The sequence below is a fragment of the Nocardia sp. FBN12 genome (genome assembly GCF_050320175.1).
Classification (GTDB): domain Bacteria; phylum Actinomycetota; class Actinomycetes; order Mycobacteriales; family Mycobacteriaceae; genus Nocardia.
Map to the genome: position 1 here is coordinate 6184627 of NZ_CP190048.1, position 14432 is coordinate 6199058.

Sequence of the window (14432 nt, forward strand, 5' to 3'; positions counted from 1 at the left end):
AAGTGAGCACGACCGCCGAAAAGCTTGCCGATCTACACGAGCGGCTCGAGCTCGCCAAGGAACCCGCGGGCGAGAAAGGTATCGCCAAGCGGGCGCAGAAGGGCATCCCCAGCGCCCGCGACCGGATCAACCAGCTGCTCGATCCCGGTACCTTCGTCGAGATCGGCGCCCTGGTGCGCAAGCCCGGCGACGCGAACGCCCTCTACGGTGACGGTGTCGTCATCGGCCACGGCAAGGTCGAAGGCCGTCCGGTGGCGGTGTTCTCCCATGATCAGACCGTCTACGGCGGTTCGGTCGGTGAGGCGTTCGGGCGCAAGCTGTGCGGCTTGATGCAGTACGCGTCGAAGGTCGGCATTCCGCTGGTCGGCATCAACGATTCCGGTGGCGCGCGCGTGCAGGAGGCGATCAGCTCGCTCGCCTGGTACGCCTGGATGGCCACCAACCTCGAGCCGCTGTCGGGCATGGTTCCGCTGGTGTCGGTGATCCTCGGTAACTGCGCCGGTGGCGCCGTGTACGAGCCGATCTGCACCGATGTGGTGGTCGCGACCGAGTCCGCGCACATGTTCGTCACCGGCCCGAAGATCATCAAAGAGGTCACCGGCGAGGACGTGAGCCTCGAGGAGCTCGGTGGCGCGCGCACGCAGGCCCAGTACGGCAACATCCACCACGTCGCCAAGGATGAGGAGGCGGCCTTCACCTGGGTGCGCGAGTACCTGGGCTACATGCCGAGCAGCTGCCAGGAACTGCCGCCGGTGGTGAACCCCGGTCTCGAGCCGGAGATCACCGACTCCGACCGCGAGCTGAACACGTTCATGCCCGACTCCGACAATGCCGGCTACGACATGTACGACATCCTGCTGCGCATCTTCGACGACGGTGAGTTCAAGGAGATCAGCGCCGACACCGGCCAGAACATCATCACCGGTTACGCCCGCATCGACGGCCGCACCGTCGGCGTCGTCGCCAACCAGCCATTGGCCGCGGCGGGCGCCCTCGATGCCCGCGCCTCCGACAAGGCCTCGCACTTCGTGCGCCTGTGCGACGCCTTCGAGATCCCGCTGGTCTTCGTCGTCGACACCCCCGGCTTCCTCCCCGGCGTCGAACAGGAAAAGGTCGGCGTCATCAAGCGCGGCGGCCGCTTCCTCTTCTCCTACGTCGAGGCCTCGGTCCCCAAGATCACCCTGGTGGTCCGTAAGTCCTACGGCGGCGGCTACGCGGTGATGGGCTCCAAGCAACTCGGCGCCGACATCAACCTCGCCTGGCCCACCGCCCGCATCGCCGTCATGGGCGCCGAAGGCGCGGTCAGCCTGCTGGGCGCCGCCCAGATCGCCGCCGCCCCCGAAGACCAGCGCGCCGCCATCCGCCAGAACCTGATCAACTTCTACAACGAGAACGTGGCAACCCCCTGGATCGCCGCCGAACGAGGCTTCATCGACGCCATCATCGAACCGGCCACCACCCGCCTCGAACTCCGCCGAGCCCTGAAGTTGCTGCAGGACAAGAAGATCCAGCGCAACCCGCGCAAGCACCACGTCTTGCCGCTGTAATCGAAACCCCGAACGGGCCGCCACGGAATCCCTCCGAGGCGGCCCGTTCGGCATCTGTGTCGGTGCATGCCTCATTGCCCCAGTGGTAGTTACAAACTGCATCCCACCTGGGTATCGTTGTGCCATGACCGCAGCGCCTGAGCCGCTCATGACGACCGGGGAGTTCGAAGAACTCGCTCGGGTTGCCGGTCGCGTCTCGGAGGGTGTTCGACTGGAGTACGTCGAGGGGAATCTGGGGGCGAAAACAGTGCCAGACGGGGACCATGGCTGCGTGATCGAGTGGCTGATGCGCGACCTAATTGTGCTTCGGCCCGAATTGTGGCTGTTCCCGAACCGCGGATTGCAGGTTGACTCCTATCGCACCGGCAGGGCGCGTCCAGACGCAGCGTTGGCACCCACCGGTGTCTTTGCGGGGGAGTCGGAATGGGCCGACCCGACTCCAGTTCTGATGGTGGTCGAGGTGACTTCCCGCGACCACGACACCGGCCGTCGCGAAAAGTCCCGCGCTTACGCCCGAACTGGTATCCCGGTCTACCTCTTGATCGACCGCGAAAAAGGCTCCGTCGTGGTGCGCAGCAATCCGGTCAACGGCGAATACGAGCGAATCCTGATCCAGCCTTTCGGCGCCGAAGTCTCCATTCCTGACCCCGTAGGTATCACCCTCGACACCGAGCCCCTGAAGGCCTGGGTGTCCTGAGGTCAGCAGCATCATGGCTGTCACCTGGCTCCTCAGCGGATCGGTCGAACTCGTTGCGCCCTGAACACCGGAATCCCTTCCGATGCAGCCCATTTTGCGTGTTCGGGATTCAGATCTTTCCGAGATCGATCTCCAACGGGAAGGGTGCGGCTACGTTGACCACACCTGTGAACCTCTCGCCAGTTCGGTAGGACCCGGTCGCAGGGTCGAGGATGGAGGTGTAGATCAGCGGGGCGCCGCTAGCCGTTTGCTCTACCCGCCAATAGAAGGCAATGCCTGCCTTCGCGTACTCCTGTTACCGCCGGTAGTTCGGGGGCGCGTTGTATCCGGCCTGCGGTTGATTCTGGGCGTGCGGCGGATAAGCGGGTGCACCGTATCCGGGAGCTCCCTGCGGCCACTGGCCTTGGGCTTGCGGCGATCCATATGGTGCGCCGGCCGGCCACTGGCCATTGGGTGCGGGGATCGGTCCACCAACGGGCGGGAAACCCTGCGGTGCGGCGGGTGTGCGACGGGCCCGGCGGGATCGGATATTGCTCCGCAGCCAGAACGCGGAGCCGACGCTCATGATCGCGCCGCCGCCGATCAGCATCCACCCGGTGCGCTTGTTCTGAGCTTCTTGACCGGCGGCGTCGCGCTCCACCGATGAGCCCTTGCTGGTCGTCACGCAGGTCTCGCCCGCGGACATACTCTTGCCACCGCATTCGGCACCGCTGTTGAGTGTGGCGATTCCGCCGAAAACGAGAACGGCGCCGAGCACCACGCCGAAGGCCGAGTAGAGAAGGTCTTTCACGTATTCCCCCAAGAACTTTGATGAGTCAAGACACCGTACCGCGTGCCCCGTGGCAGGCAAATCGACGTATCCCAGCGTGACGTGGTTGCCCGCACCGAACCCCGATATGCGTCCTCGGCCAACACAATTGGCCCTACGCTGCTTCGACTTTGTCGCGGACGAGAGTGACGGTTTTGACGCTGCTGCTCCGGACGTAGGTAACCTATCGTGTGGACGGTGCCTGGACCATCGAATAGTGGTCGGAGCTCGCGGAACTCGGCATAGACGCATGCCGGCTTTCTGATTTGCCGCCCTTTGTTGTCCTCGGAACCGGCCATCGGACCGCGATTTCGATCGGTCGTAATACACTGGGCGCTTATGGCGAGTAGTGGGGGTGGCTGTGGGGCAGAAGGAGATTCGGTTCTCGGAACGGTTTCGATCCTGGTGTGCACTTCATGACCTGAAGGTCCACGACGGATCAGCGGGGTCCGGCGACGCTTATGTCGCGCGTCCTCGGTATGGCACGTGGGAGGTCCGGCCGGGAGCTGGCGGAATGACGCAGGTTGGTCACCTCAACCGTGCGGACGAGGTGACTGTGTGGTTCGAGGTCGCCGCGGGGGATGATCTGGAACGGGTGTTGTACTACCTGATCGGGGAGGAGTTCCGGTTCCAGCGACTCGACTGCCGGGCAATCGAGTTTCCGCGTCTAGCCAAGGGCTGGACAGAGGATTCGGACCGGAAGCTGGTAGATCCTGCAGGTGTTATGCGCTACCACCCTCACGCCTCCGGCGCTCAGCATCCGAAGGCGTTGTCGCACATCCTTCAGGTGAGCCCCCGGCAGGTGGCGAAATCGTACGACAGCCCGTCTGGTCAGCCGTTGCGGCGCATAGTTTCCGGCTACACAGCGTGGCGAAGAGTGGCAGTGGCGATACTTGCCGGAGTCGCGGCGTTCATCGCCTGGGCGGCCGGGGTCGGGGACACCGCGCTGACCGTGATGTTGTTCGCGCTGACCGCCCCGCCGCTGATCGCGGGCCTGGTCGTACAAGCGTTCGGGGTCATCCTCAACGCGGCAGACAGCAACGCGATGCTGCGCGGTCGGGCTCTGTTCCCGGTCGCCGCCGGTATCGGCTTCGCCGGGATCGTGGCTGAAGTCGGCGCCGTCTGGTTGGCCTCCCAATCGGACGCGCCGACCTGGTATTACCCCCTCGCGGCGGCGGGTATCGCGCTTGCCGCCGCGGCGGTCATGTATGGAATCGGCATTCTGTTCGACTGATCGAGGAGCCGGCTGACGCCTGTCGGCGGCCTGGGCACCACCGAAGGAGGCCGCATTGGCCCTAGCGGGGCAACAAGTGCGTGCACGTAGCTTCCGGCAGGTGGTCAACATGTCCAGCGGCAAGTGGTCCACTGGTAGTGCGTCAGATGGTCTGCCACTCTGCGGCAGGTGGTTAGCCAAGCCTTCGGCAGATGGTTAGCCACCGTGGCGGCAGATGGTAAATTGAACGCGACCTTGTAGTTGTGTATCCGCAGAAAAACGGCCTACGAGATGGGTTCATGTCCAGATGACATCACGCATTCCGCACTCGCCTCTCGGTCGCATCGTTGCCCGTCGAGCCGGGCGGGCAATCGAGGAGGCATTGTCTGACACACGTGTTGTTCTGGTCAACGGCGCTCGGCAGAGCGGCAAGTCCACGTTGGTTGCCGAACTCGGTCGATCACTCGGCGCCAGGTGGCTCAGCCTCGACGATCCACAGACGCGTCAGGCGGCCGAGTTCGATCTGTCGGGCTTTGTGCGGCAGGCTCGCCCGCTGATCATCGACGAGGTGCAGCGTGTCCCTGATCTGCTGTTGTCCATCAAGGCGGCTGTCGATGAGGATGGGCGACCGGGCCACTTCCTCCTGACTGGATCGGCGCGGGTCATGGGACTTCGTTCGGTCCCCGACGCACTTCCGGGCCGGATGGAAACGATCGAGCTGTGGCCGTTATCGCAAGGCGAGATCGATGGTGGCACAGACTCATTCGTTGACCGCGCATTCAGTGAAGAAGGTCTTCTTGGCGTTTACCATCAATCAAGTGAGTCGCGTGCCGACTATATGGAGAGGCTGTCGCGCGGCGGGTTTCCAGAAGCCGTAGCGCGGACCGGGAAGCGGCGAGCACGGTTCTTCTCTTCCTATATCGGTGACTTGATCAACCGCGATGTCATGCAGCTCGCCGAGGTACAGCGTGCGCCGGAGATGCGAGCGCTGGTCAAGCTGCTTGCGGCCCGTTCAGGTCAGCTGCTGCAGCTGCGCACGATCGGCACCGAACTCGGGTTGTCACATCAGACCGTTCAACGGTATGTAGGCCTGCTAGAGGAAGTCTTTGTCGTCAAGCGGATTCCGCCGTGGTCGCGCAATCTGACGACTCGTGCTGTCGCGACGCCGAAAGTAATGATGGTGGACTCGGGTATCGCAGCCTATCAGTGCGGAATGTCCATCCAAACGCTGAGCAAGCCTGGTCCTCACGCGGGCGGTTTACTCGAGAATTTCGTTGTTTCAGAGATTGCCCGCCAGCTCAGCTGGTCTGAGGAAGATGTCGAAATGTTCCATCTCCGAACCCGAGATCAGGTCGAGGTCGACTTAGTCCTCGAGAACCGACGCGGCCAGGTCGTCGCAATCGAGGTGAAGGCGGCCGATACGGTCTCGGGCGACGATTTCCGTGGGCTGCGTTATCTCCAAGACCGACTCGGTGACGACCTGCTCGCAGGCGTCGTCCTCTACACGGGGACACAGACGCTGCCCTTCGGCCCGAAGTTTCGCGCAATGCCGATCGCCGCACTCTGGGAGATCTGAATCGGGCCGTCACCGATGAATACGGTGACGGCCCGGAGTGCTGCGTCGAAAAGATTAAGCGACAGAGGCGGATTCGATGATGACGTCGTCGACGGGGACGTCCTGGTGGGGGCCCGCGCTGCCGGTGGAGACGGCGGCGATCTTGTCGACAACCTCGGTGCCGTCGGTGACCTTGCCGAAGACGGCGTAGCCCCAACCCTGGCCCTGGGGGGCGGTGTGGTTGAGGAAGGCGTTGTCGGAGATGTTGATGAAGAACTGGGCGGTGGCCGAGTGCGGGTCGTTGGTGCGGGCCATCGCGACGGTGTACTTGTCGTTCTTCAGGCCGTTGGTGGCCTCGTTCTGGATCGGCGCCTGGGTCGGCTTCTGCTTGAGGCCGGGCTCGAAGCCGCCGCCCTGCACCATGAAACCGGGGATGACGCGATGGAACACGGTGCCGGCGTAATGGCCCGAGTTCACGTAGTTGACGAAGTTGGCGACCGTGTTCGGCGCGGCCTGGTCGTCCAACTCGAGCACGATCGGTCCGTAATTGGTTTCGAGATTCACCTTGGTCATGGAGTCGAGTCTAGGGCGAACTGCTGAGCATCCCTACAGCTGCTCGACGCTCGGAGTGGCATCAACCGCTGAACTACTGGTGATAGGGCTCAGCTCGCAAGGGCCGAAAGTTGTCCCGTCTCACCGCCGAGCAAACGTCGAGCGCGCACCAAGTGATCTGCGGCTGCGATGATTCGGTCGTAGCGAGTAGTGGTGTCGGGGATTCCATAGTGCTCGGCGAACCAGCGTGCGACTTCTGTCCACGAGTACAGCGCGTACCCGTCGCCGCTCATCGGCGCGGGAAAGCCGCCGGGGCCGCGGTCTCCATTTGCGAGACGGCGAACGCTCTCATAGGTTCGCGTGGTTCTCGCCGCGATCGTTTTGAGTGTTACCAGGTTCTCGGTCCGTATGCCGACCACGGCGAAACCGCTGGCCTCGGCCTGGCCGACAGCGCTGATGATCGCCGATGCCAGGGAGTCGTCATCGCGGTGCATGTGCAGTACGGGGGAGATGCGCGGGCCGAATTCGGGAGTCGAGTCGTCGAGTCCCGCGTCGAAGAGCGCGTCGAGTTCGTTTTCGGTGGGGGTGTGATCGAGCACGAGCGTGAATTCATGGCGACTCATGGCGACTCCTTTCAATCGGTGTGCCCACGTGCGAACCGGCGGATGGCGTCTGCGTTGTCCTCGGGCACGCGAGGGGTCGACCAGATGGCAATCGTGAGCTCTGAGAGAGCTGTGTTGATCGCCTTTTCGGATGCCGCCCCCTACTGACCATGTGGTGTGACTATGCACCAGTGTTGCATAGTCACACCAGCGATAGTATTCGGCTCGGCGTGCGACCCCTCACAAGTACCGAGGGACCGATAGCATGTCGAACCGTGCCAGACGCCGCAACAGCTGTTCTCACCAAGCCTCCTGCCGAACCGGTGGCCTCCGCGAAGGATTTCCGGATCGCGCGATGGATCGCGATCGTCGCCGGGATTCTCGGTGCCCTGTTCGCGGTCGCGACGCCGTTTTTGCCGGTCACCCAGACGACCGCGCAACTGAACTGGCCGCAGAACGGCTCGCTCGGAAACTTGCAGGCGCCGCTGATGTCGCAGGTGCCGATCGATCTGAACGTGACGATCCCGTGTAGCGCCGTGTCGACGCTGCCCGAGCAGGGCGGCATGCTGCTGGCCACCGCGCCCGCGCAGGGCGATCGCGCGGCCTTGGAGGCGCTGTTCGTGCGCGTCTCCGATACCGCGGTCGATGTGGTCGACCGCAATGCGGTGGTCGCGTCGGCGGAGCGGTCGGCGATGGACGGCTGTTCGGCGATCGTGATCTCCTCCGATCAGAACCGCACGAGCGCGGAGTTCGTGGGGCTGACCAAGCAGATCGAGCGGCCGATCGCCGGTCAGCCGGGTGCGATGGAAACCGTGCAGGTGCCTGTGCAGGGGCAGCTCGCCGGTGACCTGCGCCCGCAGATCGTGGGCGTGTTCACCGATCTCAAAGGTGAGGTGCCGCAGGGACTTTCGCTGACTTCGACGATCGACACCCGTTTCTCGTCGAGTCCGTCGCTGATCAAGCTGGTCGCGATCATCGCGGCCGTGCTGTGCACCCTGCTTGCGCTCGGCGCGCTGGCCCGCCTCGACGGCAGTGACGGCCGCGGGCACCGCCGCTTCCTGCCGCGCAACTGGCTCGAGCCGACCTGGGCCGACGGTGCGGTGATCGGCACGCTGCTGGTCTGGCATTTCGTCGGCGCCAACACCTCCGATGACGGCTACATCCTGTCGATGGTGCGGGTGGCCCCCGACGCGGGTTATATGGCCAACTACTTCCGCTGGTACGGCGTCCCCGAGGCCCCGTTCGGCTGGTACTACTACGTGATCCAGGTGTTCGCCGAGATCTCGACGGCCAGCCCGTGGGTGCGTGTCCCGGCGCTGATCTGCGCGATCCTGTGCTGGATGGTGATCAGCCGCGAGGTGGTCCCACGCCTGGGCAACGCGGTGAAGCGCTCGCAGGTGGCGCTGTGGACCGGCGGACTGGTGTTCCTGGCGTTCTGGCTGCCGTTCGACAACGGCCTGCGCTCTGAGCCGATCGTCGCCCTCGGCGCGCTGCTCACCTGGGTTTCCATCGAACGCGCCATCGCCACCGGCCGCCTGCTGCCCGCGGGTATCGCGGTGCTGATCGCGGCCTTCACCCTCGCCGCCGCGCCCACCGGCTTGATGTGCATCGCCGCGCTGCTGGCCGGAATCCGGCCGCTGGTGCGGATCATCGTGCGCCGCCATCGCGAGTTCGGCACGGTCGCGCTGCTGGCACCGATCGCCTCGGCGGGCATGCTCGTGCTCACGGTCGTCTACGGCGACCAGACCTTCGCGGGTATCCAGGAAGCCAACCGGGTGCGGCAGGCCACCGGCCCGAACCTGGCCTGGTACGAGGACTACCTGCGCTACTACTACATGTTCGTCGAGACCGTCGACGGCTCGCTGGCTCGCCGTTTCGCCTTCCTGGTGATGCTGCTGTGCCTGTTCACCACGCTGCTGGTGCTGCTGCGCCGCCGTCAGGTGCCGGGGATCGCGTCGGGTCCGACCTGGCGGCTGATGGGGATCGTCTTCGGCACGATCTTCTTCATGATGTTCAACCCCACCAAGTGGACCCACCACTTCGGTGCGTACGCGGGCATCGCGGGTGGGCTCGCGGCGGTGACGGCGGTGGCGGTCTCGCAGAGCGCGCTGCGTTCACGCAAGAACCGGGCGATCTTCCTGGCCGGACTGCTGTTCGTGCTGGCGCTGTCGTTCTCGGGCATCAACGGCTACTGGTACGTGTCCAGCTACGGCGTTCCGTGGTTCGACAAGACCATCTCGGTGAGCGGCATCAACTCCAACACCGTGATGCTGATCCTGTTCGGCGTGGCCTTGGCCATGGTCGGCTGGTACGCGCTGCGCGAGGATTACGTGAAGCCGGTGCCGTCGGCGAAGACCAAGCGCGGCAACCGGATTCGCAAGTTCGCCGCCATCCCGCTGACCATCGTGGTCGGTCTGATGGTGTTGTTCGAAGTGCTCTCGCTGGTCAAGGGCGCGACCCAGCAGTACCCCGGCTACTCGCTCGGCCGCTCCAACATCGACGCGCTGAGCAACAACTCCTGTGGCCTGGCCAACGACGTGCTGGTCGAACCCGACCCGAACGGCGGCAGGCTCGACCCGATCGTCGACCCGGCGCGTCCGTTCACCAACCCGGATGACCCGCTGGCGGGCACCGGCTCGGTGGGCTTCACGCCCAACGGCGTGCCGGGCGACCTGTCGGCCGACGCGGTCGAGGTGAAGCCGGGCACCGGTAACACCAGCAACCAGTCGGTCGGCGCGGCCTTCGCCGAAGGCGAGAGCGCGGGCACCGGCGGTGGCGAGGGCGCACTCGGCGTCAACGGCTCCACCGTGGCGTTGCCGTTCGGCCTCGATCCCGCCCAGACCCCGATTCTCGGCTCCTACCAGGAGGGCATGCAGCAGCCCGCCCACCTGGAATCGGCCTGGTACGGGCTGCCCGCCCGCTCGGACGACTCGCCGCTGGTGGTGATCAGCGCGGCCGGTCGCATCGCCTCCAAGGACGACTCCGGCTCCGACAAGTACGGCCAGGCGCTGTTCGTCGAGTACGGCACCCGCAACCCCGATGGCAGCGTCACCACGCTCGGCGCCTACCAGCCGCGCGATATCGGCCCTGCCCCGTCGTGGCGCAACCTGCGCGTACCGCTGGCCGACCTCCCGGCCGAGGTGAACGCGGTGCGGGTGATGGTCAACGACCCGATCCTGATCGGCGACCAGTGGCTGGCGTTCACCCCGCCGCGCGTGCCCAAGCTGCAGACCCTCGACACCTTCATCGGCCGTGACCAGCCGGTGCTGCTGGACTGGGCCGTCGGCCTGCAGTTCCCGTGCCAGCGTCCGTTCGCGCACAAGAACGGCGTGGCCGAGGTGCCGAACTACCGGATCCTGCCGGACCGTCCGCTGGCGATCTCGTCGACCGACACCTGGCAGGCGCAGGAGTTCGGTGGTCCGCTCGGCATGACGCAGATGCTGGCGGCCCGGGTCACCATCCCGACCTACCTGAAGGACGACTGGGCCCGCGACTGGGGTTCGCTGGAACGCTACGACCAGTACATGGACGCGACGCCGGCCAAGCTCGAGACCGGCACCGCACCGCGTAACGGCTTCTGGACCCCGGGGCCCCTGCGAGTCTTCTAGCCCTGGAAGTCTTCTTCTAGCCCTGTAAGTCTGTAGTTCTCGGCCGCCTCGATCTGGACTGACCGAAGGGTGCGACGAAGGAGTACCCGTAGGGAGGGAAGATCGAGGCCCACAGGGCCGAGAATTCGCGGCGCCAGCCGCCAAAATAAAAGGCGCGGACCACTTAGTGTGGTCCGCGCCTTTTTGGCCGTATGTGGCAGGAGTCAGACGTTGAGCATGCGACGGTTCAGGTCGCGGCGTAATACCTCTTGTGAAGGCAGTCTTTCCAGTACCCGCATTACGGCCGGTCGTAGTTCTTGCATCTCGTCGTTGCTGAGCAACTCGACGAGATCTCGTAGATCCATGTCATCGAAGGCTCCTGTCATACCCACCAGCGTACGTGTTCAAACGTGCAGGCACAGGACCTTTACGCTGTCATTTACAGCTGTTTCATCTAATCGAAACCCTAACGGGCACTGAGTGTTTCGTGAGAGACACGCGCCAGTGCCTGGTCACTGCCCTTACGCTGCCAGTGTCTGCCACTCGCATCACTGCGCCCGAATTGCCGGTTCCTTGGCGCGTCCTGACTGATCGATCACAGTCACCCCGATCTTCGCGGGCGGTGCGGGCTGGTACGGCGTGAACCGCTCCAGCGAGCCCCAGTCGCGACCGAGATCATGATCGAGATAGGTGGGCACAGTCTCTGCCTTCAGTAGCAGATTTGTCCACCCGAGCGGGCCGCCGCCGATGTCGTCCTGCCAGGCGTTGGACGCGTCGGAGCCGACCCGATCGGGCAGGATCCGCCACCGCGGGGCCTCCGCGACGCCGTCGTGGTGCTCGAACGGGCGCTGGCAGGGAAACGCGAGGCCGACGTGCCAGTCGAGCAGCACCGGGTCTTCCCGGCCGACGACCGAGTCGAGGGTGGCCAGTTTCGGCAGCCGCGGCGGCGTGACCGCGAGCCACTGCTTGCCGGTGATGTCGTTGTCGGCGGCGACCAGGCGCACCGCGTTCACACCGGCGGGCAGCTGATCGATCGGCACGCGCAGGTTGCGCCACGACGGCGACGGCCCGATATCCATCGGTGCGACCGAGCCGGTCACCTCGACGGAACCGTCGGCGGCGCGGGTGCCGTATTCCAGGCGCAGTTCCTGGCCGTAGTGCACGACGCCGTCGGTGTCGACGTAGCGGATCCGCCCGGCCGCGGTGACAACGAGAGCCTGATAGGCGGAATCGGCGCGCACGCTGTCGCTGAGGTCGACGCGATACCACTGCGAGGTCAGCTTCGCCTGCTGCTGCACGCCGTCCTGGAACGAGCCGAGGACCGGCGTGCGGGCGGGGTCGAGGCCGAACGGGAGGGCCACGGTGCTGCCGTTGATGCCGGGTTCGGCGCTGGTGCCGCCGCCCGTGCCCGCGCCGGTGGTCTTGGTGGTCTTGTTGGCGGAATCCTTGTCGACCGAGTTGGCGCCGCCGACCACGGTTTCGTCGGCGTCGGCGGTGAGGTCGTCGGCCACGCCGTCCGGGGTGAAGCCGGTGGATTCGGCGTTCAAGCCGTCGGCGGGGGTGCCGGTGTAGGGGGTGAGCAGGGAGTCGGCCGTATTCGATTCCACCAGCACGTCATTGGCCATGCCGCACGTATTGCCTTGCAGCGAATTGAAATTCGATTTCGCGATGGAGTACGCGGGGTACTGGGTGATCGCGCCCTTGGCCATCGACGCCACCTCGAACAGCACGAGCAAGGCCGCCGCGATGGTGAGCGGCATGGTGGCGAATCGATCGAAACGACCTGTGTCCCTTGGCGTTCGGTAGGGGGCACGCAGGTGGAAATACAGCGCGACGAGCAAGGCGAGGATGCTGAGTCCGAGGAACAGCGTCGACACGCCCTTGCCCGCCACCATCGGCGCCTTGTCCCAGAACGGGACGCCGAAGCTGGAGACGTACCACCAGCCGTTCGAGCCGGTGAAGGTCATCGCGAGCAGGAACAGGACGGCCGAGGCGAACAGCGCTCGATTGCGCGGTGCCTTGATTCCGTTGGTGCCCACCGCGACCGCGGCCAGCGCCGCCAGCGAACCCGCCAAGCCCGCGTAGACGCCGAAGTGGTGGGTCCACTTGGTCGGCGTCCACATCATCAGCAGGAGCGCGGCGAAGACGATGCCGAGGATGCGCACGGACGGGCCGCGTGAGGTGCCGGGGATGCGGCCCTTGCGCAGCACCTGCAGGATGCAGACGAGCAGGCACAGCAGCATTACCAGAACGCCGAAACGGCGGGCCAGTGAGCCGTCGGGGGAGAGCATGAACAGCGAGTCCCAGCGGGTGCGTTCGTCGAACCAGGCGACGTTCGGGCCGACCAGCGTGCGGACCCGGGTGGCCTCCATGACGGTGGCCAGTGTCTGGTCGGCGAAGACGATGATGAGCACCAGCGTGCCCGCCGCGATGCCGGGGGCCAGCAGGGCGACGTAGCGGAAGATCTTGGTGCCCAGCGAAAGTCGCTTGCCGGGATCGTCGGCTGTGACGCGCTCGTCGGCGGCGATCGGGCGCGGTCGCAGACCCTGTGCGCGTTTGATGATGACCTGCATGACCGGTCGCGTGCCCGCGATCAGGGCGGCGATGCAGATCAGGCCGGTCGGCCCTGCCGCCAGCGAGAACGCGGCCACGAGGATCGCCAAGGCGGCCGGCAGCAGGCGTGCGGTGGCGATGGCGCGTTCGATCAGGCACCAGGTGAGCAGAGCGCCCGCCGCGATCAGCGGTTCGGGGCGAAGGCCGTTGTCGTAGGGGAGCCAGAAGGCGAGGAACACCAGGCCCGCCGTCCACAGCGCCACCTTGTCGCGGCGCACGCGAGCACCCAGGCGGGGCAGCACTTCTCGGCTGATCACCGCCCAGCAGACCAAGCCGGCGGCGAGCGCGGGCAGGCGCATCCACGGGCTGGCGTCGGAGATCTTCGTCATCCAGGCGAGCACTTCGTAGGACCAGCCGAACGGTGCCTCGGGCACGCCGAACCAGCGGTAGTAGTTCGCCATGTAGCCCGACGGGCCCGACGCGCGCGCCATATTGAGGATGTAGCCGTCGTCGGAGGTGTTGGCGCCGATCACGTGCCAGCCGAGCAGCGTCCCGACCACCACCACGTCGGCCGGGGTGATCCGCCACCAGTGCCGGGGCAGGAAGCGGCGGGCCCGGCGGCCGTCGGCGGTGTCGAGCAGGTGCAGGGCGATCAGCGCGAGGAGGGTGAACACCCCGGCGCCGATCATCGCGGCCAGTTTCAGCGTGGTCGGCGTGGAGGTGAAGCGGGAGTCGATATCGGCGTGCAGCCGGGCGCCGGTGAGGGCCGCCGCGTCTAGGTCGGTGTAGACGCCCACGATCTGCGGGCGCTTGTCGACGGTGACGGTGTTGCGGAACGGGGTGCCGTCCTGTCGCGCCGCGCCGACGAACTCGACCGTCGTCGCCTCGATGGTCGAGACGATGCTGATCCGCTCGCACCCGCCGATCTCCGCGATCGGCGCCGACAGCATCGGCACATCACGGGCCTGCACCCCCACCACGCCGTCGCGCACGGTGACGCTCAGCCCGCGGTCGGTTTTGCCGGAGGCGGCCGGAATCGTCGTCAACAGGGTGGTCGTGGCCGGGTTCTCCGCGCCAGGACCGGGCAGCCCACTCAGCATCGTGCACGGCAGCTGCGCGTCGAGCCGCTGCGGCACATAGGACACCAGCGGCGCTTCGACGCTGGTCGCGCCCGCTTGCGGCCAGTCCAGGCTCGCGCGGTCCTGGCGCACCGGCAACAGCGGTGTGAGCAGGGCGAGCACGAACCCGAGCAGCCCGCAGACGAGGGCGATCAGGCGGTATCGGGTGAACGCACGTTCAGATCGGTCCGGCACGGGGG

The 14432-nt window shown here is 65.8% G+C and carries 10 protein-coding genes; 5 read left to right on the plus strand and 5 right to left on the minus strand.

Annotation, left to right across the window (positions count from 1 at the left end; all coding sequences use genetic code 11):
• The first annotated feature begins 2 nt into the window (after positions 1-2).
• A complete protein-coding gene (locus tag ACQHI0_RS29150; RefSeq protein ID WP_427904957.1) occupies positions 3-1547 on the plus strand; it encodes an acyl-CoA carboxylase subunit beta in 1545 nt (514 codons plus the stop codon).
• A 124-nt stretch (positions 1548-1671) separates the two neighbouring features.
• Positions 1672-2244, plus strand: a complete 573-nt coding sequence (locus ACQHI0_RS29155) for a Uma2 family endonuclease (protein WP_427904958.1) — start codon at positions 1672-1674, stop codon at positions 2242-2244.
• 295 nt (positions 2245-2539) lie between these two features.
• Here ACQHI0_RS29155 and ACQHI0_RS29160 read toward each other — a convergent pair whose 3' ends face one another.
• A complete protein-coding gene (locus tag ACQHI0_RS29160; RefSeq protein ID WP_427904959.1) occupies positions 2540-3034 on the minus strand; it encodes a hypothetical protein in 495 nt (164 codons plus the stop codon).
• A gap of 379 nt (positions 3035-3413) precedes the next feature.
• On the opposite strand from ACQHI0_RS29160, the gene ACQHI0_RS29165 reads away from it, so the two are divergent.
• Entirely contained in the window at positions 3414-4286 is an 873-nt protein-coding gene (locus tag ACQHI0_RS29165) for a hypothetical protein (RefSeq protein ID WP_427904960.1), read from the plus strand.
• Between the two features lie 286 nt (positions 4287-4572).
• Positions 4573-5841: an ATP-binding protein gene (locus ACQHI0_RS29170; RefSeq protein ID WP_427904961.1), complete on the plus strand. Its 1269-nt coding sequence runs from the start codon at positions 4573-4575 to the stop codon at positions 5839-5841.
• Between the two features lie 54 nt (positions 5842-5895).
• Here the strand turns inward: ACQHI0_RS29170 and ACQHI0_RS29175 are convergent, their stop codons facing one another.
• Positions 5896-6393 carry a peptidylprolyl isomerase gene (locus ACQHI0_RS29175; RefSeq protein ID WP_427904962.1) on the minus strand — a complete coding sequence of 166 codons (498 nt, stop codon included), beginning with the start codon at positions 6391-6393 and terminating at the stop codon, positions 5896-5898.
• A gap of 89 nt (positions 6394-6482) precedes the next feature.
• Complete coding sequence (locus ACQHI0_RS29180) at positions 6483-6995, minus strand: hypothetical protein (protein WP_427904963.1); 513 nt, start codon at positions 6993-6995, stop codon at positions 6483-6485.
• 254 nt (positions 6996-7249) lie between these two features.
• On the opposite strand from ACQHI0_RS29180, the gene ACQHI0_RS29185 reads away from it, so the two are divergent.
• A complete protein-coding gene (locus ACQHI0_RS29185; protein WP_427904964.1) occupies positions 7250-10582 on the plus strand; it encodes an arabinosyltransferase domain-containing protein in 3333 nt (1110 codons plus the stop codon).
• Between the two features lie 203 nt (positions 10583-10785).
• Here ACQHI0_RS29185 and ACQHI0_RS29190 read toward each other — a convergent pair whose 3' ends face one another.
• Positions 10786-10947 carry a hypothetical protein gene (locus ACQHI0_RS29190; protein ID WP_427904965.1) on the minus strand — a complete coding sequence of 54 codons (162 nt, stop codon included), beginning with the start codon at positions 10945-10947 and terminating at the stop codon, positions 10786-10788.
• 162 nt (positions 10948-11109) lie between these two features.
• Positions 11110-14427, minus strand: coding sequence for an arabinosyltransferase domain-containing protein (locus ACQHI0_RS29195; RefSeq protein WP_427904966.1), 3318 nt, complete (start codon positions 14425-14427; stop codon positions 11110-11112).
• Positions 14428-14432: the final 5 nt, after the last annotated feature.